This is a genomic window from Vibrio sp. 10N.261.54.E10 (assembly GCF_002877735.2).
GTDB classification, from domain to species: domain Bacteria; phylum Pseudomonadota; class Gammaproteobacteria; order Enterobacterales; family Vibrionaceae; genus Vibrio; species Vibrio crassostreae_C.
In genome coordinates, this window is record NZ_MCXE02000001.1 from 940,166 (window position 1) to 963,356 (window position 23,191).

At 44.3% G+C, this 23,191-nt stretch carries 15 protein-coding genes; 12 read left to right on the forward strand and 3 right to left on the reverse strand.

The genetic code is table 11. The annotated features are described in order from the left end of the window. The first annotated feature begins 293 nt into the window (after positions 1 to 293). The 3 genes from BCU07_RS04185 to BCU07_RS04195 are packed head-to-tail and all read left to right on the forward strand — an operon-like array spanning position 294 to position 15,242. Positions 294 to 10,688, forward strand: coding sequence for a DUF11 domain-containing protein (locus BCU07_RS04185; RefSeq protein WP_102429202.1), 10,395 nt, complete (start codon positions 294 to 296; stop codon positions 10,686 to 10,688). A gap of 27 nt (positions 10,689 to 10,715) precedes the next feature. Continuing rightward, entirely contained in the window at positions 10,716 to 14,231 is a 3,516-nt protein-coding gene (locus BCU07_RS04190; RefSeq protein WP_102429185.1) for a hypothetical protein, read from the forward strand. Between the two features lie 60 nt (positions 14,232 to 14,291). Then, entirely contained in the window at positions 14,292 to 15,242 is a 951-nt protein-coding gene (locus tag BCU07_RS04195) for an OmpA family protein (RefSeq protein ID WP_102429186.1), read from the forward strand. A gap of 106 nt (positions 15,243 to 15,348) precedes the next feature. On the opposite strand, the gene BCU07_RS04200 is transcribed toward BCU07_RS04195, so the two are convergent. Next, entirely contained in the window at positions 15,349 to 15,768 is a 420-nt protein-coding gene (locus tag BCU07_RS04200; protein ID WP_017079037.1) for a BLUF domain-containing protein, read from the reverse strand. Positions 15,769 to 15,973: 205 nt separating this feature from the next. Further along, complete coding sequence (locus BCU07_RS04205) at positions 15,974 to 16,165, reverse strand: hypothetical protein (RefSeq protein ID WP_004734640.1); 192 nt, start codon at positions 16,163 to 16,165, stop codon at positions 15,974 to 15,976. A 527-nt stretch (positions 16,166 to 16,692) separates the two neighbouring features. Here BCU07_RS04205 and BCU07_RS04210 point away from each other — a divergent pair. From BCU07_RS04210 to BCU07_RS04235, 6 genes are all read left to right on the forward strand, one after another. Further along, positions 16,693 to 17,118, forward strand: a complete 426-nt coding sequence (locus tag BCU07_RS04210; RefSeq protein ID WP_017060345.1) for a hypothetical protein — start codon at positions 16,693 to 16,695, stop codon at positions 17,116 to 17,118. Between the two features lie 218 nt (positions 17,119 to 17,336). After that, entirely contained in the window at positions 17,337 to 18,149 is an 813-nt protein-coding gene (locus tag BCU07_RS04215; RefSeq protein WP_017060346.1) for a hypothetical protein, read from the forward strand. A gap of 123 nt (positions 18,150 to 18,272) precedes the next feature. Further along, positions 18,273 to 18,524, forward strand: coding sequence for a TIGR03643 family protein (locus BCU07_RS04220; RefSeq protein ID WP_017067224.1), 252 nt, complete (start codon positions 18,273 to 18,275; stop codon positions 18,522 to 18,524). A gap of 58 nt (positions 18,525 to 18,582) precedes the next feature. After that, entirely contained in the window at positions 18,583 to 18,978 is a 396-nt protein-coding gene (locus BCU07_RS04225) for a DUF3465 domain-containing protein (RefSeq protein WP_017060348.1), read from the forward strand. Between the two features lie 50 nt (positions 18,979 to 19,028). Continuing rightward, positions 19,029 to 19,565, forward strand: coding sequence for a GNAT family N-acetyltransferase (locus BCU07_RS04230; RefSeq protein ID WP_102429187.1), 537 nt, complete (start codon positions 19,029 to 19,031; stop codon positions 19,563 to 19,565). A 2-nt stretch (positions 19,566 to 19,567) separates the two neighbouring features. Continuing rightward, positions 19,568 to 20,101, forward strand: a complete 534-nt coding sequence (locus BCU07_RS04235) for a GNAT family N-acetyltransferase (RefSeq protein WP_102429188.1) — start codon at positions 19,568 to 19,570, stop codon at positions 20,099 to 20,101. Between the two features lie 87 nt (positions 20,102 to 20,188). Here BCU07_RS04235 and BCU07_RS04240 read toward each other — a convergent pair whose 3' ends face one another. Next, positions 20,189 to 20,710, reverse strand: a complete 522-nt coding sequence (locus tag BCU07_RS04240; RefSeq protein ID WP_065608044.1) for a type II secretion system protein — start codon at positions 20,708 to 20,710, stop codon at positions 20,189 to 20,191. Positions 20,711 to 20,914: 204 nt separating this feature from the next. On the opposite strand from BCU07_RS04240, the gene BCU07_RS04245 reads away from it, so the two are divergent. The 3 genes from BCU07_RS04245 (at position 20,915) to BCU07_RS04255 (ending at position 22,864) form a co-directional block, all read left to right on the forward strand. Continuing rightward, positions 20,915 to 21,577 carry a DNA alkylation repair protein gene (locus BCU07_RS04245; protein ID WP_017079045.1) on the forward strand — a complete coding sequence of 221 codons (663 nt, stop codon included), beginning with the start codon at positions 20,915 to 20,917 and terminating at the stop codon, positions 21,575 to 21,577. Positions 21,578 to 21,648: 71 nt separating this feature from the next. Beyond that, positions 21,649 to 22,410 carry a nucleotidyltransferase domain-containing protein gene (locus BCU07_RS04250; RefSeq protein ID WP_102429189.1) on the forward strand — a complete coding sequence of 254 codons (762 nt, stop codon included), beginning with the start codon at positions 21,649 to 21,651 and terminating at the stop codon, positions 22,408 to 22,410. A 61-nt stretch (positions 22,411 to 22,471) separates the two neighbouring features. Further along, positions 22,472 to 22,864 carry an NUDIX hydrolase gene (locus BCU07_RS04255; protein ID WP_102429190.1) on the forward strand — a complete coding sequence of 131 codons (393 nt, stop codon included), beginning with the start codon at positions 22,472 to 22,474 and terminating at the stop codon, positions 22,862 to 22,864. The last annotated feature ends 327 nt before the right edge of the window (positions 22,865 to 23,191 follow it).

A 23,191-nucleotide genomic window follows, 5' to 3' on the forward strand; every position in this document is an offset into this window, starting at 1 on the left:
TTCTGATAATTAACTCAATGTCTTGATTCTAATTTAGACATCAGATTCTCTATTTAACATCTTCAGTAATTTGTTTTTTACAGATGTTAATTGTTCGGATTATTTGAACTGTATGTTGCGCATGTCCCTAATAGGCTAAGTGCCAAATTAGTGACGTCAAATCTATGGCTTTTTGCCTAGACACTTGTCAATCTACTGTGAAGTGCGCGTTAATGTTCAGATACAACCTTGCCTTTTTCTTATCTATTTTATTGATTCCATTTGCCTCCTATGCGGACACAACGGGTCTTGTTATGGATCTGTCTGTTGACAGCGCGTCTTACGACAACGACCAAGAGGTGGCTTATACGCTTGTTTTAACGAATGAGTCGGATAAAGCTATTGCTGAGTTGGACGTTAAGGATGAGCTGTTAAATATCTTAACGACAGATGACCAAGGGAATAATGTCAGCGCGTTCTCGCAAGTCTCGACTCAAGCGCAATCCTCCTTCCTGTCATCTCCAGGTGATTACAGTCGCTTCGGAAACTTAGATGCATCAGGTGTGCGTATTGCGGCTGGTGGGTCAGTGACCTACACCATGGTCGCCACCGTTTCTGCTAACGCAGCCGGTACGATTGATAACTTCGCAAGTGCGAGCACTGGACTATTGGATGCTGTTGAATCAAATACAGAATCCATTCAGCGTGGTGTGTATCAACATGATGTTGTTGTTTCGGTCGATAAAGCGAACTATCAACTCAATAACAAACTCACCTATAAGATTAAGGTTTCGAATACTGGCGATACGTTTATTCAGGCGCTCGACGTTCAAGATATCATTTCAGATATAAAGGCACTCAATATTGAAGGGGCTTTGCAACAAGCTTTTACTGACAACGTTAACTCTGCCACCAAGGTTGAAGGCAGCAAAAGCGATCCAGGCACCTTCGCCGAATCAGGGGACTTATCAGTAAGTGATGCGTCGATTGATATAGGCGGTTCTGTGACTTACGAAATTAAAGCGACCGTTGCCGACAATTTAGTCGGCGACATCGTTAATGACGGTATAATCGCTGAAACACGCGATGACTTGGTCACAGTTGATGAGGTTATCACTCCACCCACTGAGCCTAGTATCACCCTGACACATACCTTGAACCAATCGGATAACTACCTAGTCGACGATGAGTTTTCCTATACGGTCACGGTTGCTAATCAAGCAAACACTGGTATCGCGTACTATTATTCGGTTCAGCAGTTTCTTGCGGATCTTGAAACCGATCTAGGTAACGATGTCAGCAACGAAAAGAACGCAACTGACACGGTTGGTAACCCTTACGATTTTTGGACCAATGAAGTGACCTCGATCGGTTCTAATAGCCTTTCTGAACTCAATGCATCTGGAAAGGAGTCCAACAAGTCACTAGAAGACAAAGTGTCTATCTATCCCGGTGAGCAGATTGTTTATTCCGTTGTGGTGGACGTTAGCCCTGTGTCTATTGGTCAAATTCCCCAAGTTGCAGCCCGAGTGGTTGATGCTGATGGCCACGCAGATTCTGGCGATGCTTTGGCCAATATTCTCGATTCGAAAGACGTTCTGACGACGTCATCAAGTCAAATTACACGTAATAAGAACACCACAGATACGACTTATGTTCCGGGGATAGTCGGTGATAACGAAGTGGTCTATGACATTGTTATTTCTAACAAGGACACAGAGTTCTTCGCCAACGATATCGAAGTTGTCGATAAATTTGCTTGTATCGTGACAGAGCAAGCGGATGGCTCTAATGCTTCAGCATTTTCCGAGTGGAAGCTTGAAGTCGCTGATAGAAGTGGTGAAGGATCGAATTATGGTTCATTTAATTACAATACTTGGACAACAAACGACATCAATTTGAAAGTCGACCTCGCACCTGAGGGCTTCGTTCATTATAAGCTGACCGCAAAAGTGGCAGACACCAGTGTGGGGCAGATTGTTGATGATGGTACCGATGCCGGCTTGTGCTTAGGGGATAACTTAGGCGAGTCGGGTTCTGGCGTCCAAATGCCAAACTCGAAATTAAAGGTCCAAAAGGAAGTGGATTCTCGTTACTACTCAGCTGGCGGTACCCTGAACTACGACATCACGGTAGAGAATAACGGTGACGGCTATGCGATTGATATACCGGTTTATGATGATTTAGTCTCTGTCATGACTCAGTCTATTAATGATACACCGACTAAAGCGTATTTGAGCTGGATTATTACTGCGAAATCTTATGCCTCTGACGGCTCAATTTCGACAAACAGTGATCCCGGCTTTACTGATGACATAGAAGGTAATCAGAAGAATCAAAAGATCTTAGATGTGAAGGCAAAGCTAGCTCCACACGATAAGATCGTTTATAGCATTGCCGCGATCGTAAACCCCATTGCCGATGATGAAATCCGTAATGAAGTGACGGTTGACAGCGTACTTTATTCCGATAGAGGCTCATACCCACGAGATTACTACTTAGTATTGGATAAGCGTGTTGATGGTCATGACGAACAAAACGCGTATACCGACACCACCAATACTGTCACTTATACGATCAGCATTACCAACCCAGCAGGGAACGGTTTCGCCTCTAACATCAATGTTAAAGATGAAATCAGTACCATAGAAGCAGAGTTACTTCACGAGCCGGGTGATACCAAGCCCGTGTTCTCTTCGTGGACGATCAGTGCAGAAAGAGAGGCAGACTCCCCGTGGGTGAAAGCCGTGACTGACCCTGGATCGTTCTCGGATAACAATGATCTGGATGCCACCGCTCAGATCCCGCCAGGTGCGACGATTACTTATACCATTGTTGGGACACTCGATCGCAGTGTCGACAGTGAGATTCTTTGGGGAGCATTCACCAATACCGCAACAGTGACGGGACCAGATACTAATCTATCGGATACGGTACGTACCTATCCTAGCGAGCCGAATCTTGTAGTCGCTAAGACCGCTCAAAATACCGACTTTGTTGTAGGTGAGCGCGCTACGTTCGATATTTATATCTATAACCGCGGTGTTGGCTATGCAAATGACGCAACGGTACAAGATAGTATTTCAGCGCTTAACTTCTTTAATAGTTGGACAATTGTAGGTTCGACCAACACAGATAAACCGGGTTCTCGTTACGGTGACATTGCTAACGACACTGACATCGATACCGACGTTGATATCACTCCCGGAGGGTGGGTTCACTATGAGGTGAGCGGCATTGTTAAGTCTGACTATGAAGAAGAACAAGTATCGAACCGTGTTGATGTTTACGATCCTATTACAGACCGTGACCACAGCTCTTCCGCTCAAATAGATAACTCACACAGTACCTATGACATCAATGTTTCATTAGCCAAAACGACCGATGTTGTCCGCTACACGCCGGGTGAAGATCTCACCTACACCATCGTTATTGGCAATAACAGCGACACTGATGAGACCGATCTTATCTTCATGGATCGCCTGAGTGAGATCACTACTACGCTAGCGAATGATAAAGATGGTGAAGTAGAAGATGTTCTTAATCAAAACCCGTTTGACTATTGGTCTGTTGATACTGGCTCTGGTTTCGGCCCTCAAACGACTGAAGATGTGGAGTTCCCAGTTTCAATTCCGGCCAAAGACTTTGTCACGGTGCGTATTAAGGCGCATCTCAAAGACAATGCGGTATCTAACGGTGTAGCGGACAGAGACGGCGGCATAATCCGCAACGAAGCCGTGCTGATTCATGATGATAATGCCGGTTGTACTGACGATTGTGAGTATGCCAAACGTGCCGTGGCTGAAAACCATCAGGTACATAATAACGGCGGCGTTGTTCGCACTACTAACATTAACCGCTACTCTCCGGGAGATGAGTTGACTTATACCATTAGGTACAACTCTCAAGATGGACATGGTTATCGAAACAACGTAGACGTTAACGAACTGATTAATGACATATCAGTGGAGCTACAAGATGGCAATTCAGGTAATCCATTTTTCGATGATTCGGTAGGTTCAAACAAGTTTACGGTGGCGGTTGCTAAGAGCGATCCTGCGAACGCGGGTACAACAGATGGTACCAAAGACGGTGATGTTGCGAACGACACTGACATCGTAACCTCGATTGATATCGATGCTGGCGAAGACGTGACTTACACAGTAACAGGTACCGTAAGACCGGATGCGGTCGGTGATATTCATTATCGAGATACCGTCGTGATTCCCGATGGCTACCATTTAGATTTTGATAAAACGACTGATGAAGCGGTGTACGAGCCCGCTCAAACCGTGACCTATCACTTAGTGATTGAGAATGACGGCAAAGGTAACGCTCACGATATTCCAATCGTCGATAACCTCGAAGATATTACGGTCAGCTTAGTGGATGGTAATACAGGACCAGCGTATTCAGATTGGACCATCACATCGATCGCAACTGGAACTGATTCTGAGTATGTGGATGCGGGCGCAGGTGCTGGCAATGTTTACACATCAACCAACAGTAACCTAAATGTTGAAGCCGATATTCCGATGGGCGCTAAGCTTGAGTACCAAGTTGTCGCGACCATAAATGACAAAGCCAATGGCGATGTTGTTAACGTTCTAACCGTCGATGGCGACACGATATCTCATAATATTTCGCAAACTGGTCGCCAAATTGATTACGAAAAAAACATTCTGGCTTACTACGACACGGATGGTAATGAGTTGGTTGGTGCTACCAATTACATGCCTGGCGGCTACATCGAGTATGAAATCCTAATCGAGAACATCGCATCGGCGCACGTTGATGACATCAGTTTACGTGATGACATCGACCAAATAACGACTCAATACTACGATGGAACTCGCGGTTCGGCGTTTGATAGTTGGACGATTGAAACTTTCGCTGATGGATCGGGGATTTCAGATCCTGATGTAGATAACTCGATTAAAGACAATCAACCGATTGATACGCACTTTGATATATCGGCAGACAACTTTGGCGGTGTAGTATTGTCATCGTTTGTGCGTTACGTCATCAAGGCCAAAATCAGTCCGAAAGCAGTAGGTTCTTTCACTAACCGAGCGTACATCGATGAAGATGACGGAAATGAACTAATTGCCGTATCTCCACCTGCAAAGATGGCTGAGCCTGAAATTTCGTTCTCTAAGAAAGCATTTTATGACGCAGGCCTCTCCTCGGCAAAGACTGAGTATTCTCAAGTCGCTGGTGAAAGTGAGGTTTACTACCGAGTTCAAATTAAGAACACGGGTAATGGTATTGAGTATGGTTCTCGCCTTGAAGATACTATTTCTGCAATTCAGACTCGCATTGCAGAAGATGCCTCGACGTCTGGCACTGACCCTGTCGGCCAGCCATTTTTATCTGGTTGGGAAGTGCAGCTAGAAAAAACGGCAGCGGTAGGTTCGATTACAGACGCGGTTGACTTCGTTTCTGGTAATAACGTCAATATTGATAACGACATTGTTATCGCGCCTCAAGAAAGCCTAACGTTCACCATCCATGCTGAGATTCGTGAGGATGCGTTGGGCGATATTCAAAACAAAGCGAATTATGACGGTAAGGTTCGTACTGCGACTCTAATGCCACTAGGAAATAATATCAGTGTTGAAAAACGCGTGGTGTCGATTAACGGCAACCCGTTCAATGATGGGGATACCTATCTGCCGGGTGACGAAGTTGAGTATGAATTTGTGGTCACTAACACTGAAAACGGTTGGGCGAATGATATTCAAATCAAAGACACGGTAAAGGATATCCAAGTTGAGGTTATTGGCGGAACAATGGAGTCTGCCTTTGTTTCGGGCGATATCATTCACGAAATCAGTAATGGTATTGATGCCAACGTCGATACCTATGTTCCTAGCTATAACCCAAACAATAACCTGAATATTGAAACCGATATTGCCGCAGGTGAAATACTGACGTTTAACTTAACGGGTGTTATCCGTGATGACGCTTTGGGAACTATCGAAGCCAACCGAGTGACGGCAGAAAATGAGTCTGCGACGTCAGAAACTATCCCACCTCAAGAAGCTGAGCTCGACTATTTCAAAACCTTGGTTTACACCGATGGTGAATCGGCTGGTTGTTCAGTTCCTTCAAACGATGGCAGTAGCTGTACCTACGCACCTCGCGGGGATGTTGAGTATCAAGTTACGCTAGAGAATACGGGTGATAGCATCGCGAATGACGTGAGTGTTATCGATGCTATTCATACCATCAAAACCGAAGATGGTGATGATGCGTTCTCTGAATGGACCACCGCGATTGCTGTGGAACCTGTTGGTTCTTATGACGTACGAGGTAACTACAACGGCAGTGTACCATTGAATGCAACTGTCGACCTTCGCCCAGGTGAGCACATTGTATTTGACGTGAAAGGCAGAGTTTCTACGTCAGCGACAGGTACCATCACCAATACAGCACAAGTGAATGGCGATAACACCAACGATATTGCCCTCAACCCTGGCCGCTCGAATATCCTGATTGATAAATGGACGGATACGCCTGAGTACGTGCCGGGTGGAACAGTGAATTACTATATCGACATCACCAATGACGATGTGGATTCTGGCCTGTTTTCGATTCGTGACATCATCAGAAGCTTTGAAGTCGAAACCGTTGATGGCTCAATGAAAACGGCATTGACAGAATGGACGGTTGATTACGATGTGCTTTATAACTCGGCGCCGTCAGACCCTGACGCTAATGATTTTTCAGAGCTAGATAAGCTAGTTGCTCAAAACAGTCCAGACATCGATTTACCTGTCGAATCGATCAAGATGGCAGGGCGTGACGATGCCGGTACGGGTGGCGGCGATAAGTACACAGTTGTCCGTATTCACGTCCAAGGCAAGGTACGAGATGACGCGATTGGGCGCTTCACCAATACGGCTTATCTGCGACATGGTTTGGACGATTCGAAGATCGCTCGCTTACGAGAAGGCTTTATCACGCCGAAGTCGGGTCAATTGGTTCTAACCAAAGAAACGACGCCAATTGCAGAACCTGATGCCAAATACCAACCGGGTCAACCAATCTCATACAAGATCACTGTGGCTAACACGGGTGAAGGTTACCTTGTCGATCAAGTTCTAACCGATCGTATCGACACCATCATGACAGAGGTGGCTAACAGCCCAGATCAAGAGCAAGCGTTGACAGGTAATTGGATCATTAGCGACGAACAGCTTGATGGCAGTGGCGATCCAGCCCTGAACGCTCGCAAAGATGTGGTTAATAACGCACAGGGTTATAGTGCGACTTACAGCATTCACCCGGGTGACAGTTATTCATTTGTCGTGACCAACACTGTTAATGATAAGGTCAAAGGCGAGATAACTAACGTCGTTAAAGTTGATAGCGACGACGGTGAGCACTCTGCAGACGCGACCTACATTCCAGAAGATGCGCAAGTTGAGATCACTAAAGATGTCGATAAAGCAGAGTACCTTCCGGGAGAAATACTTCAGTACACCGTGACCGTTAAGAATAATGGCTTAGGTTGGGCTGAAGATGTTGCTATTGAAGATGCGCTGAAGTCGGTTGAAACCACGATTGCAGGTGGTACGACTGAACAAGCTTTTGACCCTGCTTCAATCCAAATATCGGCGGTATCGACAACCGGTGAAACCCCAGTACCGGATGCAACCCGTGGTGAAGACCTTCATGAGACGCTCGATATTGCGCCTCAAGACAGTATTGTTTTCACTATTCAAGTTGCGACTAATCCGTTGGCGACAGGCGATATTACTAACATCGCATCAGCGACCTTTGACGGCACAACATTTGATGACAGTGCTACCAGTACACCAGTGTTGGCGACGGTTTCGGTCAAGAAGACGGTTGATACGCCATCGTATGAAGTAACCAAGCTGATTAACTACGACATCACCGTAACCAACAGCTCTGATGCGTTTGCATCTGGTGTTCAACTTCAAGACATCATCAGTGACATTCAAGTCGACACGACCGCGGATAAACAAGAGTCGGCATTCCTACTATGGGAAGTGAGCTTTGACGCCTCGGATGATCGCTCTGTTGTCACTCCCAAGACGTTCGACTTGAGTGAAGATATCGATGTGAGTATGGATGTGGCGCCACAAAGTACCGTGACATTCCATGTTAAGGCGTTGATTCGTACGACGGCGATTGGCGATATCAGTAACACGGCAACCATCACTTATAACGGAACACCACAAGACTCAACGGTAGTCATGACACCGAAAGACTCTGAGTTTGTTGCGACGAAAACTAACGTACAAACCGAGTATGAGCCGGGTGGTGAGCTGGAATTCTTGATTACCATTGAAAACACCTCTAACAACTACATCAGCGATTTAAGTGTTGTCGATGACATGAGCACGATAGAGGTGGGCTATTACGATGGTACCACTGGGCCTGCTTTTGTTGCTGGAACCACTTCTTTGGTTGTTGAGTCAACCACGGTAGGAACGACGACGGAGCAAATTAGCCCGATTGAGTACAGTGTGGATATTGCACCGCACGGCACAGTTGTGTTCCGCTCAAAAGGCACCGTAGTCGATACCGCGACCGGACACATCATTAATACTGCGCAAGTAGATGGCGGCGATGTTATCAGTCCTCCAGTTCAAACAGTTGCGGCTGTGGTTCAAGCTGAGCTGTTTACCGATGCCCCGTATTACGTGCCGGGAGAGCAGGTTGAGTATCACTTAGTGGTGCAAAACATAGGCCGAGGTATAGCCAAAGATGTCGCGCTTTACACCCAGTTCTCTGAATCCATGGGTGATCATATTGATGGTAATTTTAGTAATGCGTTTGATGAATGGACACTAACGGCAACATCAGAAGGGGCTGAAACTCAACCTGGCACCTTTGATGACGACAAAGACCTGTTCACCTTGGTCGACATATCGCCGGGCGGCAAGATTGATTACACGTTCACATTGACGGTCAACGAAGACATGCTGACTAATATCGATGTGCTTGGATACTACCTCGACTTAACTGGTAGCCCAGCGATGCGCGCTCGTTCTAAAGGCATGTTGGCCTCTGAAACCTCGATGCAGGCATTGGCAGATCAAGTATCTGCTTTGGATTTGCCGCCAGTGGGTGCTGATTTGGTTGTTGAAAAACGTTCTGATAAGCCTGAATACACCGAAGATGACGACAGTGTCACTTATTACTTAGCCGTGACCAACAACGGTCAAGGTAACGCGGCTAATGTTCGTCTAACCGATGAGATCAGTGGACTACAAAACAGCACAGGTAATAAAGTCTTTATCGATTGGACAATTGAAGGTGTGGAAGTCGACGACTCGGGCGCGGTTATTCAGCGTCATTCTTTCCCGTCGAATAAAGACTTAGACACTACCGTTAACCTGAAATCCAACAAACGAAATGCTTACGCGTTTGAGGTCGTGGGTACGCTAGGTAAGGGCTTGGATGACGACATTACCAATACCTTTACGGCGACCGAATCTGACGGTACCGAAACCAGCGACAGTGTAACTACTCATATCAAGAAGATTCCTGATAATTCTGGAGAGTTGGAGCTGACCAAGTCTGCGTTGCAAGATACCGCGCAAGTGGGTGATGCGGTTGAGTACGAGATCATCGTTGAGAACAACAATGAATCTTACTTTAAGAACGTGACTGTGGAAGACCGTTACCCAGGTGGTCTGAAATACATCGTGGATACATCAGAAGTTGTGCTAAGCGGCATTGATGGTGAGTTCGGTACGGAAGACGATCAGGTTATCTCTCAAGATCCATCAGATACGGGCAAGTTAATGTTCACATCGTTGAACTTTGATCCGGGCGAGAAGCTGCGTATTCGTTACTTATTGCGTGTCTCGGTAGGTGCCACTTTTGGTGATTACATCAACACCGCAGTAGCGAAGGTTGATGGCTCGGCTGTTTCTAATGAAGACACCGCCAAAGTGACCATTGAGCCGGACAAGGTGTTCGATACCTCATCGATCATCGGTAAAGTTTTTGAAGATCATAACAAAGATGGATTCCAAGCTGATGCAACCGCGTTTGATGTTGAGCTAACTGCGAACTTAGCAACACAAGGCTACATCGCTGATTCGACGCACATCATTCGTGATGGTCAAGACGTTGCTATTCAAGATGGTGCGATAACCACTGCACTTGAACAAGGTTTGGAGCTTGGTGACCTTTGGGGACATTCAGTGAACCGAACACTGCCAGAAACCAGCAAAGTGGTGATTCAATTTAAAACTCGCACGCAGCAAAGCTTTGATTTCTACGTCACGACTGATGCGGGCTCTCGCATCGAGTTCGACGCACAAGGTCAGATTCAGTTTAAGCATGAATCCGATAAGAAGAAGGGACTGAGCGCGGAAAATCTCAACGTAACCAGAAACCTGTATCGCGATGGTGAGGATTACCTGTGGGAAATCGTTATCGAGAACAAAGGTATTTACGAAGATGGTATTCCGGGCGTTAAGTTGATGACGGTTGAGGGAATCGTTATTTACACAGACCAGTACGGTCGTTACCACGTGCCCGACCAATGGGTACTCAATAAGAAAGGTAAGAACTTCCTAGTGAAGTTGGACACTGATTCGCTCTCCACCTCCATGGAAGTGGTAAGCGAAAACCCGAAAGTGTTGCGAATTACCCCGAACAAGCTCACCAAGTTCAACTTTAGCGTTTATCGCAAAGACCAACAAAGTGAACAGAAGTAAGCCATTGGAACCGTATCTGGAAATTGTATGAAAGTATTTAGTAAGTCTCGTTTAGCGACGTGTTTGTTGACTGCCATCCCTGTAATGGCGGTAGCGAAAGACACAGGTAAGCTTGAAAAACTCGGTTCTGAGACGACTGGCATTGAAATCACCAAGCCGAACCAAGACCAAGACAGCTCGCGTATTTACTTAGAGCAAGGCGCTATTTGGGCAAGCCGTGACATCACTCGCTTTGACCCAGTATTAGATGTCAGTGTCAGCGATGAATTAGAAGTCGAACAAGGCACACTGCGTGACAGCGTCGGTTTCACCATTACCACCAACTACGGTTACTACATCAAAAAGTACCAGTTGGAAGTGTACCGAGTGGGTGACTTTGGTCTGTCTGAGCCAATCGCTGTGCTTGAAGGCGATAAACTGGCGAACGACTCTGACATCAATTGGGATGGTCAAACTGATGTTGATTATCAGTTTGAGGTCGGTGAGCAGCTGATGTTCCGCCTAAAAGCGTGGGACAAAGATGGCAACATGGATGTGACCACCGTTGGTGTGACTGACTTAGTTAAGCCGGACTCTGAAGTCGATATCGACCGAAACGATAACGACGATGAAGAGAGCAAAGGTAAAAGTTACGGACAGGCAAAGCTGATGCGTCACAACATCCCGACCAATGCGGGTTTAGCGAAGTTCATCGGCACTGGCTTGAAAGGCGTAGATAAAGTCATCATCGGTGAAGATGAATTTGATGTCGAAGATGGCAACTTATATGCAGAGCAGTACTTACCAACAGACTCCTACATTTTCCCTACCAAGGTTGTGTTTGATAACGGTGATGAACGTCGTTACAAGCTGTACGTTCGTATTCCAGATACGTACTACGCACAAACTGGCTTGGCTGATCTTTATGTTGGTAAGAATAATGTGTCTGGCAATAGCGATGCATTAAGTGTCGATGACCAGTACCAAGATGACATCTACAACCAAGGTCGCTTAGCGTACTTTGGTCAGGGTAAATTTGGCGACAAACTTCGTGTAACGACTCACTTTGATACGCGAGAAAGTGAAATCAAAGACATGTTCAAACATCCGTTCGCCTCCGACGATTCGGATGTGTTCGATATCCTTGAAGACGACGATGAGCTTTATTACGGTAACTATGGTGACAGCTCAAACATCGAAAAAGTGGTCAACACCAAGGGCAAGGTTTACCTCAATGTGGAATACGATAAGTCTCAATACTTGTGGGGTAACTACAACACGGGTTTAACAGGCACTGAGAACAACGATTACAACCGTAGCCTCTATGGTTTCAAAGCTGATTATCGCACTCGCGATACTACACAATACGGTGAAGATCGTCTGAACATGGTCGGTTTTACCGCAGAAGCTGATTCCTTGTATGCACACGATGAGTTCTTGGGCACAGGCGGTTCTCTGTACTTTCTTCGTCATGGTGAAGCGGTACCAGGAAGCGACAAGGTTTATGTAAAAGTAAAAGATGAATCTGGCCTAGTGCAGAATGAAATCCCACTTGAGCCGGGTGTCGACTATGATTTTGACCCATACCAAGGTCGAATTATTTTGACCAAGCCACTCGACAACATCCTATCCGATAGCTTTGGTAGCGTGATTGAAAACGGCGATGATTACGAAAACTTTCTGGTTGTCGATTATGAGTATGTTCCACAAGGTTCAGATTCATTAGACGCGATGTCTTACGGTGGTCGTGCTAAAGGTTGGATCAACGATTACGTTGGTGTTGGCGTGACGTATGCAACTCAAGAAAAGGACAACCAAGACTACGAGTCTTACGGTACGGACTTAACGTTGCGTGCAACAGAAGGTACCTACATTAAGGCTGAGTTTGCACACAGTGAAGGTACTCAAACTGAGTCGAATTTTGTCTCTGTTGATGGCGGCTTAACCTTTACGCCAATTGGCGACACATTGGAAGACCGCGAGGGCGACAGTGTCCAAATAACGGCTGTGACTAGCCTTTACGATCTTGCTCCAACCATCTTTGGTGCCGTTGGCAATGACCTTAAGCTTTGGTACCGAGACAAAGACGCGGGATACAGCTACGCAAGCAGCAGCGATGATTTAGAGCAAGAGGCATACGGTGCTGAACTTCGTTTGCAAGCTACCGATCGCTTGGCGGTTCTCTCTCGCTTCTCGACCAATGAAGAGCGCGATGTCGATGGTAATCTAGAAACAGATACTGAAACGATTGAGATTGAGACTCAAGTTAAAATCACCGAGCACATTAAGGTTTCGGCGGCAGGGCAACAAACTGAAGAGCTTAACCAAAACGACGAGCACAGTGATGCCACCTTAGCGGGTGTGCGTTTGGAATACATGTGGGACAGTGAGAACAGCGTTTACGTCAAAGGGCAAAAGACCGTCGACCAGTCGGATGACTATGATGAAAACGACAGCGCGTCGATTGGTGCTGAATTCCAAGTGTTGGAAGACTTGTCTCTTGGTGGCGAATACACCGATGGCGACCGAGGCCAAGTAGCAGAAGCGACTGTGACTTACGATTTATCCGATGACCATTCAACCTACGTAACTTATGTAGATGATAACTACGAAGGCCAAAACAACGTGATTGTTGGTCAGCGTGCAGATCTCACCAGCAGTGTCGATTTTTACCAAGAGAACCAGTTTGTTGATGAAAATGATGGTCATGGCCGTATCGACTCATACGGCTTTGGCTACGATGTGACGGAAGATGTCGAGATGGGGATTGGTTATCAGCTTGGTGAAATTGAAGATGACCAGAACATTACCACAGAGCGTGAATCTATCAGCTTCAATGCCTCAATTGACCTAGATGACATAACCCTTAGCCACAAATTTGAATACCGAGTGGATAAGAGTGAAGACGACCCTGACATCGCTCAGCGAGAACTTCAACAAATCGTGACGACCAACCGTTATACGCATCACTTAACGGAAGAGTACACATTGTTCGGCAAGTACAACTACTCCATTACCGAAAGCGAGACTACGGGCGAAACTATGGCGCAATTTACTGAAGCCACTGGCGGCCTCGCGTATCGTCCGATCTACAACGATCGACTCAATTTACTGAGCCGCTACACGTATATTGCAGATTTCGATCAACTGGATCGCGATGTGGATTATCAAGACGAAACCAGTCAGATCATTGAAGTTGAAGCGATCTATTCGATTGACCAACATTGGGACGTCGGTACTAAGTACGCCCATAAAGACAAACAGCAAGCTTTTGAACGAGCATCTGGTGCGAATGAGATGGTTAAAAGTGACATCGACCTATATGGACTTAGCGCTTCTTATCGCGTGATGAAAGAGTGGGATGTGACGGGTGAATACCACTGGAAAACAGACACACTCAACGATGAGCTAGAACACGGTGCGCTAGTTTCGGTGAACAAGCACATTGGCGAGAACTTTAAAATGGGGATTGGTTATAACTTCTCTGCGTTTGATAGTGACTTAACCAATGATGACGACTACGACGCATCTGGTGTGTTCATTAACTTAGTCGGTAAGATCTAAGCCTGCCCAAGTGGGTCGAAAGTTAAGAGTTGAGAATTCAAAGTGACAGTTAAGAGTAAGATGAAAACAATTATTTTCCTAATAAGCGCAGTGATGAGTACTTTGTTGCTGTCCGGCTGTGCAACCGCCACGTTCGTGAGTCAGGAGAACCGAGACAAGTTTGCTGGCATCGATGTGTCTAAGTTTTTAATCAGCGAGTGTTTGGCGCCAGAGCGTGAGGTGCATATTGCCATCGCAGAACATTTTGCCTTTGATAGATATCAATTACGCGACCTCGACAAGATCAACTTAGATACCTTTGTTAAAGAGATCAGAGGCTTAAAAGGGCGCATCACGATTGTAGGCCATACTGATTTCAAGGGCTCTCTCGAATATAATGAGCGCCTTTCACAGCGCCGTGCTAAATCGGTCGCAGATTATTTGAAAGGGCAACTAGACCCAACGCAATATGACTGGGAAGTGAAACACCTTGGTGAGACTCAACCTCTTCTGTTTGGTAAGACAGATAAAGACCGAGCGGAGAACCGCCGTGCATTTATTGTGTTTGAAGAAGCTCAGAAGTACGAAGAGATGCCTTTCTGTGAGCCACCAAAACCAGAACGTAAAGTTTATATGGCAATGACGCCACACTTCGATTTCGACAAATCAGTACTTAAGCAAGAAGATCTAACTCAGTTAGATGGCTTCACAACGAAGTTGAGCGGCTTGCAAGGCAGCATTATGGTAGCAGGGCACACCGACCAAGCGGGTTCACTTTCTTACAATGAAAAGCTGGCTGAGCGCCGCGCAGAAACGGTGGTTGAATACCTTAAAACCAAACTCGACCCTAAGCAGTTCATCTGGGAAGTGAAGTCATTTGGTAAGTTGCAGCCTGCGATTAATGAACGCTCTGAAAAAGCCGATGCATTAAACCGTCGCGCGTTCATTGTGTTCAAAGAATCTGATATTACCGCCGAACAGCAAGCTCTTGCTGGCAGTGAACAAGAGACGTCGAGCAGCGAGAGCGATTAGAGATCACCGAAGAATAACGAATAGACGCCTCTACAATAAAACGCAAAAAGCCCCACACGTTGGGGCTTTTTGTTGCTAACTCTAGGGATTAAGTCGGGTCGAAGATCTATTCAGATGGCAAATTTTGCTTTAACTCTAAAAGCATTCGGTAAGCACTTTCGCCAGACATTTCGTAGGGGTTAAATTGATCAGATGTTGAAAACTGTAAGTTCAACAGCTCGGTTAAATTGGACTGCGGAATGTCTCCCATCGACCAATCTCCAAATTCTCTGCTATCAATCTCTTTAAAATAAAGTATTGCGACGTGATTGTGTCTCTCGTCGTTAAGAATATGATTGTACGTGTGGTTAACGGCTTCTCTAGACCCTTCAATACATTGAAGAAAGTACTTTTGATTATGGCTGAGAAGCCCCGTTAAATGGCTCTGCCGATTATGATCTCGCGAGATAGCGAGTATCTCCTCCAATGCTTTGGAATCACAACATTCGGAAAGCGTACTGACATAAATTAACCGAGTTAGGAACATAGGCATCATTTCGAATTTTTGTTCAAAGGGTATTAATAAATATAAGCCAAGCTCATGGAATTGCGAGTTATTGATTTAATTGTCACTCGGTGGCTTTTGGAAGAGAGAGGATGGGGATGAAGTAGAAAAGGGCAGGTCGCAAGATACGCTAAAATGACTCGAATGTTGGCCATTCAATTATTTTAGCGACCTGCTTGTGAGCTCGTTAGTTGTTTAGAATTGAAATCGATTCAACGTTTGAAGACGCATCAAAACGAACATTGACCAACACACTCTCTCGTTCGAAAGTCACATCATCAAAGTCAGTAGCCGCGATCTTGAATCCATTTCTTGCGAATAAACTCGTCACTGTTGTTCGTTGTTTCTGTTCCATAGCGCATGTCAGTAGTTCATTCATCGTGATCTCCATTAGGTAACCGTGTGCATAACGTAAGCGTACAGTCTCTTTGTTATGAGATCAATTGCTTAATTGATAAGCTATGATGATATGTTCAATTGAATGATTTTGGTATTCAAAAAATCAATAATCAAGAGGGAGGATGGTTGTTCTGATTATGGAAGATGGAGCGTTATGTGACCGTGGTTCAGCATTCCTAGAGCGTGAGATTCATTGCAAAAATCTCTTTGAAATATGTAGTTACAAAGCAGGGTGAACCATGCCCGCCGTTTAGTCTTTTTGGTCGGTTATTGGAACCATTATCGGCCTATATCTAACTTAACTAAAGTACACAGATTTATGATGAGTAGATTCCTTAATAAGCCTTCTTCATATTGAAATTTCACATGCAAGATGGTGTTGTTATAAGTGTTATTAATTGCATAAGCTTGATTTTAATATTAGTTTGATTTATAAAATAAGCACTCGTTCATTAACTTCATGATTATATTAGTTTTTACTAACCTTTAATAACATGGAGAAAGGCGATGAAAAAGAATCAAACACGCAACAGGTTAGCGAATTTAGTGCGACTTCGTAGGTCATACAAAGCGTCAGACTTTCTGGTGAACTCTAACGAGCTCCGAGTTAAGAAAGATGTGTATAGCTTACGTAAAATCAAACAGTTAGAAATTCGTCAATTGGGTCTTAAAGAAAACGCAATCAATATTGTTTCGTTGGCTTTAGTTCTCTCGGCTGCGACTTGGGCATTTGTTCCTCAGTTCGGTTTACCGATGCTTGCACTGACCTTTATCTTGGCGTTTGTTACATGGCGAAGATATGAGTTGCGTGCAGAGTTTAAAGGAGCCGATGAAACTGGCGACCATTGGGTTTCCGTGGCACGCGGTTGTACTCGCGAAGAGTTCAAAGTGTTGAAAAACGTTGAATTGGCTTTGCGCGATCAGGTGTCTTAATGGTTAGATCGGTTAAGGCTTGGGTCTTATAACCGTTAAGCTCCCATAATCAATAAAGCTCGTCATTGCATGGCGAGCTTTTTGTTTTCTGAAAAACACAGATAGTGCAGGTTACTTTGAGAGGCCAATGCTTATATGTGTAATGGGGATTGATATGAATCTTAAGTCACGGCATTTGTGATGCTCTTTGTGGTTTTGAATATAGGGAGAGGGTGGAAATGAATACACGAGTCAGTGAGAGTTCTTTTAAAAGGCTCATCCAGTTAGTTGGTTGTGTTTTGATTATAGTGTTGAGCAATAGTCGACTCTCCAATGCTCAAAGCATCGAGTTTCCTACTTGTGCGAAGAGTGAGGTTTTGAATACAGAGATCCATCTTTATGTTGATGAATCTGTATTAGCCGAATATTCCAAAGCATTTGTTGCCTCTAAAATAGCGACATGGGAAAGCTATTCGAATCTGGTGTTGAAAAACTCCTGCATTCCTATGACGCGAAAAGTCACCAAGGTGATTTATACGTCTGAAATCGACAGCCTTTGGTTTCAAGATTTGGGGGCAGCAGAGAGGTTATTAAAATTATCGATGGAAGAACCGATTCCAGAAACAACAGAAGACGGCGTCCCCATTTTTACTGGGATAGTATTTTCTAATTATAATTTTAGCTTTGAGTCTGATTATTGTGGTATGTCATCTTCGGTATCCTACTTTTTTTCTTTAGCGATAAACTGCCCTGATTACTTAATGGAGCATGAAATTGGCCATTTAAGTGGTGCTAATCATGACTATAAAACGTTATTGAAAGATTTTGATAGTATCGAAAGTTACATTTCTGGAACGTATCCAAGAGCTCCTCAATATTCCTTCGGTGCAATTTGTGCTGACAGAGGGACAGTGATGTCTTATGAGCGAGATGTTATACCTGCATATTCCAGCCCGGACATCAGAGTAGATGGCATAAAATGCGGAGATAGCAAACACCACAATAATGCAAGAGTGCTTAGAGAGTTCGCACAAGCTTATTTAACCCCATGATTGCCTAGTTGGTAGCCTGTTGTTTTATCGAACGTTATAACGCGTTCAATTCAAAGTGTTTGTCCTGTGATCTTTAAATTTGGAACGAGCGTATTTCTCCCAGTTTATAAAGGAAGAGTATGCATGATGCTATCTAAAGAGAATGAATCAAGAATTATCGAAATGGCGTGGGAAGACCGAACGCCATTTGAGGCAATAGAGCACCAATTTGGTTTAAATGAATCGCAAGTGATTCGTTTTATGCGTAGCCATCTCAAGCTTGGCAGTTTTAAGCTGTGGCGCTCACGTGTTTCTGGGCGCTCGACCAAGCATGTAAAACTGCGCAGTTCGGACGTTTCGAGAGGTTATTGTCCGACTCAGTACAAGCATCGTTAAAAGAGGGGATGCCCAGCCAGTATCCCAAATCAACACACAGATATGGGAAATGAAAGGAATGAAACAATTTTGCGCTCTACTTTTGGTGCTGCTTAGCTTCGGCATCAGTCATGTTCAAGCGAATGATACGCGACTTAAGCAAGCTTACGAAAATCACCAAAGCGACGTTCAGGTGCGCGGATCGGGTACGGTGTATCGAGTACTTCCTGATGATAATAAAGGCTCTCGACATCAGAAATTCATTTTGCGACTCGATAGCGGACAAACCTTGTTAGTCGCACATAATATTGACTTAGCGCCTCGTGTTCAGGGACTGGCAAAGGGCGATCGAGTTGAATTTTATGGTGAATATGAATGGAACAATAAAGGTGGCGTAATGCACTGGACGCACAAAGACCCTCGTAATCATCACACTCATGGTTGGTTGAAGCATAACGGGAAAGTATACGAGTAAACACCTCCGAGACTTTTCCTTTCAAGGCTATAAGATAAAAAGGAATTTTGATGTTTAAGCTGGAAACTGACAGGTTGATTCTTCGAGATATGAGTCTCGAAGACGAGTGTGCTTTTGTTGCGATGTCTCAAGACGCTAAGTATCAGCGTTTCTATGATGAAAGTGATTGTGAACCTAACAAATATCGAGAGCTAACCCAGCTGTTTGTTGAGCAGGCTTCAGAAGTTCCTCGACAGTCCTATCAGCTTGCAGTTGAAAACAAAGACTCGGGGAAGTTTATTGGAACCGTTTGTTTGCGCCTTGAGGGCGATAAACAAGCTTCGATGGGCTGTGCTTTCTCAAGGGAAACTCAGGGAAAAGGGCTTTCTATAGAAGCATCTGAAGCCCTCGCTGATTTTGGTTTCTCAGAGTTAGGCATATACCGTATCTACGCTGAAACCATCAGCAAGAACTTGGCTGCGATTAAGTTATGTAAGTCACTAGGAATGAAACAAGAAGCGTGTTTTAAAGATCATCGATTCTTCAAAGGTCAATGGTGGGATACAGTTGTGTTGGCGGCTCTACGTTCTGATTGGAAAAAGGCTTAGTGATGGAAAGTGAAAGGCTCAAATTAACCCCTCCATCATTAAAACACAGCGAAGAGATGTTTGAGGTGATAAATGAGTGCAAGGCCGAGTTTTCCCCATTCTTACCTTGGGTTTCTGATTCTCTAACTAAAGAGCAGCTAGAACTTAACATTCAAGATGCTACCAATAATTTCGCCAACTTTACTGGTGAGTTCTGGTTCAATATTATTGAAAAGCAAACAGGGGTATTTATCGGGGCTATTGGTTTTATGATCAGAGACGATACTGTTCCTTACTTTGAAATCGGCTACGGGTTGCAAACATCAAAAACGGGTTTAGGCTACGTGAGTGAAGCCGTCCGAATTATCGAAGAGTATGCATTCACTCAAAAAGGTGCGAAAAGAGTCGAAATTAGGATGGCAGGCTCGAATCTTAAAAGTCAGGCCGTAGCCAAACGATGTGGCTATCAACTTGAAGATCGCTTAGCCAATGATCGACGTTTGCCATCAGGAGATATGGACAGCACGCTCGTTTACGCCAAAATAAGCCAGTCTTAAATGTGTGCTGTTGATTCTTAATGTGTGGCACTTTTATTGAGAGAAACCGTAAATTCCCAAGTAATCTGAAAGACCAACATTTAGCGCTTAGTTATCTGGCTCATCGTCTACAGTGACGTCACCATTCATTGAGTTGTAGTAAATGGAGATTCCAGGCACTACTCGATAGTGGTAGATACATTGATCGGTTTGAATGTATTCAGCGATGTAGTCTGTATCTGTAGGCGAATTAAAGCTAGAAACACTAGGGGGATCAAGAAGTAGAGCGCCCCACACCGAAATGCAATCTTCGGTATTGTCCAGTCTTGGAAAGTCTTCTTCTGCGTACCATTGCTGGGCTGGATATCCCCATTCATTGAAATCGAGCTGACCTGTTGCAGATTCATCATAGATAGGTACATTCGTAGATGCACCGCCACCGTTTGAGGTTAAATTTTTTGAATAGGCAAAATCGACACCTGTTTTAAAAGAAGCGCCAGTGCCTTTCACAACTGCAATATGAGAATCAGTACTTACGTTGAGGAACCTTGGAGCAGCAGTTACGGCGAGTATTCCAAGGATCACAATAACGACAACAAGCTCAATAAGTGTAAAACCGTTCTTTTTCATTTAGCACCTCTTTTTAAGGCCGCTAGTATGCATTATAAGTTACTCTTACCAAAGGGAATATCCTTGTTTTAGTGGTAATTTAAATGCTCAATAATGAATGTTGTGATTAAGGTAACTTATATTTTATAAATTCAATGCGTATGGTTTAAGTGCTGTGTATCTCACTTTGATATTAATTTTAGTTCTATGAAGGTTTGGCAATTAATGAATATCGTTGAAACGGTAAAGCTTCATCTTTCAGACGTTGGCTATCCAGAGGCTAGTGTTAAAACAGGGCTGGTTCGATCTATATCGGCGCTCGTTTTTAAAACCATCAAAAATAAAGATATCTCTAATGTTTTGTCCCTGTGTACTCAATTGCTTGAAGAAAGGGATTGGGCGTTAGGTGTTATTGCTTACGACTGGGCTTTTAGAGTAAGAAAACAATATTCGAAAGAAACGTTTCCAATCTTTGAGCATTGGTTAATGGAGTATGTCACTGACTGGAATGATTGTGATGACTTCTGCACTCATGCGTTTGGTGAGTTACTGTCTCAATACAATGAGTTGTTCGAACTCACAACCAAATGGGTCGAGCATTCAAATTTTGCTGTACGTAGAGCTGCTGCTGTCATCTTAATTTATCCGATCAATCAGAATCGATACTCAGCGTTGGCTCCGCTTTGTGTAGCAGACCTATTGCTAGAAGATGGACATGACCTCGTGCAGAAAGGATATGGTTGGATGCTTAAAGTCCTCAGTAAAAAGGAACCTCAACAGGTTATTGGTTATTTAAACGCTAAGCATGCCGCAATACCAAGAGTTGCTTTTCGCTACGCGATTGAAAAGTTGGACGATAAAACTAAGCGAGAGTTAATGTTACTTTAACCACTGGCACTCCTCAAATCATCATCAGAATCCGGTGTGATTAATTATAACGATTAAAATAGGAACCCAAGGTGCAAGAACAAACTAGAGGACTCGATCGAGAAGGGTTCATTCAAAATCTTTATTCGCCAAAGAACATTGCGACTGAATTTCAAGAAGTGGTGTCAGCAGTCGTTGATTCGCTGCTAAGAGAACTTCCAGGTCAAGTTGATGGTATCTACTTGTATGGAAGCGTGCCTAGAGGAACGGCCATTGTTGGTCGCTCTGATTTGGATGTTTCTATCGTACTCGCTACGCCTGTTGGTCAGAGAGAAAAGGAAGTCTTTAACCTACTTTCCGACACCATACCCCAAACCTATCCTCAAGTGACTAAGCTTGATATTGATCCAGGGTCTCTCTCAGAGGTTCTTCAGCCCAACGAAGAATTCCATTGGCAGTTTTGGCTCAAGCATTGTTGCTGTTGTATTTGGGGGAATGATCTATCGTTAGAGTTTCCGCAATACAAGCCAAGTATTGAAATCGCTCAAGCTCTCAATGGTGACTTGTCTACTTTTCTTGAGCAAATGCCCCCGAGTTTCAAAACAATGACTGATGCGGATGTCGTTAAGGTGATTGGAAAGAAGTTGGTTCGAGCTGCGTATTACTTTGTGGCTGAGCAAGACGGCAGCTGGTACACCAACCTGAGCCAGTGTGCCGAAGTAGCCAAGCGTTATTACTCCAATCAAAGCGACGATATTGAGCTAGCACATCAATACGCTCTCGGAAACTTGATATCTAAAACAGAAGCTTTTGAATTGTATGAAAGGCTGAGCAAAAAGCTTGTCGTAAATTAAGCATTAACACAAGCTAGAACAACAAACTTAACTACCTTTGTAACGGTTTTAGGAAAATTAGATGGATGTCCACGAGTGTGTCTCTTTTATCTTGCTGAACGAATCACAAGTATTGCTAGAAAAGCGTAGTGAGTCTAAGGAGACCGATCCCGGCTTAATCACTATACCTGGCGGCCATATTGAACACGGTGAAAACCAGGTTCAGACACTCTTTCGTGAGATCGATGAAGAGCTTAATGTTGTTCCGATTGATTACCAATACTTGTGTTCGCTTTACCATCCTACGAAGGAACTTCAGTTGATTCATTATTTTATCGTGAGTGACTGGGAAGGAGATATCACCGCTCAAGAGGCTGATGATGTTAAGTGGTATTCATTAGGTTCAGCTCCTGTTGGTATAGCAGCCGATGGTATTGCTTTGAAAGAAGTAGAGCGCGTGGGTAGGTATCTTTAGTTTGGATTCGATAACATGTTTTGGACGTTTTTTGAGGGCTCAAAAACGGTGAAACCCCGATGTTGGTAGTAAACTTAGCTGTATAGTATTGATTTATTTGAATTTCATGTGTTTAGAGCTGGTGGTTAAACTGAAATTGGCCTAAAAAACGGTTAAAAAGGCTAATAAAATAGTCAAATAAAATCAATACATTAGCAACTGGGTACTACTGTATTAGTCCACCCTAAAGTGGGCTTGAAATCGATTCGTTGAATCGTTTTACGCTTCGGGAATCCTTTTCGTTAATTGCTGCGCAAATAGAATGTCACTGAAAAAATCGTGCATAGT

Coding starts and splice junctions, on each gene's coding strand:
- BCU07_RS04185 (WP_102429202.1), top strand. CDS start 294: ATGGATCTGTCTGTTGACAGCGCGTCTTACGACAACGACCAAGAGGTG.
- BCU07_RS04190 (WP_102429185.1), top strand. CDS start 10,716: ATGAAAGTATTTAGTAAGTCTCGTTTAGCGACGTGTTTGTTGACTGCC.
- BCU07_RS04195 (WP_102429186.1), top strand. CDS start 14,292: ATGAAAACAATTATTTTCCTAATAAGCGCAGTGATGAGTACTTTGTTG.
- BCU07_RS04200 (WP_017079037.1), bottom strand. CDS start 15,768: ATGTTCCTAACTCGGTTAATTTATGTCAGTACGCTTTCCGAATGTTGT.
- BCU07_RS04205 (WP_004734640.1), bottom strand. CDS start 16,165: ATGAATGAACTACTGACATGCGCTATGGAACAGAAACAACGAACAACA.
- BCU07_RS04210 (WP_017060345.1), top strand. CDS start 16,693: ATGAAAAAGAATCAAACACGCAACAGGTTAGCGAATTTAGTGCGACTT.
- BCU07_RS04215 (WP_017060346.1), top strand. CDS start 17,337: ATGAATACACGAGTCAGTGAGAGTTCTTTTAAAAGGCTCATCCAGTTA.
- BCU07_RS04220 (WP_017067224.1), top strand. CDS start 18,273: ATGATGCTATCTAAAGAGAATGAATCAAGAATTATCGAAATGGCGTGG.
- BCU07_RS04225 (WP_017060348.1), top strand. CDS start 18,583: ATGAAACAATTTTGCGCTCTACTTTTGGTGCTGCTTAGCTTCGGCATC.
- BCU07_RS04230 (WP_102429187.1), top strand. CDS start 19,029: ATGTTTAAGCTGGAAACTGACAGGTTGATTCTTCGAGATATGAGTCTC.
- BCU07_RS04235 (WP_102429188.1), top strand. CDS start 19,568: ATGGAAAGTGAAAGGCTCAAATTAACCCCTCCATCATTAAAACACAGC.
- BCU07_RS04240 (WP_065608044.1), bottom strand. CDS start 20,710: ATGAAAAAGAACGGTTTTACACTTATTGAGCTTGTTGTCGTTATTGTG.
- BCU07_RS04245 (WP_017079045.1), top strand. CDS start 20,915: ATGAATATCGTTGAAACGGTAAAGCTTCATCTTTCAGACGTTGGCTAT.
- BCU07_RS04255 (WP_102429190.1), top strand. CDS start 22,472: ATGGATGTCCACGAGTGTGTCTCTTTTATCTTGCTGAACGAATCACAA.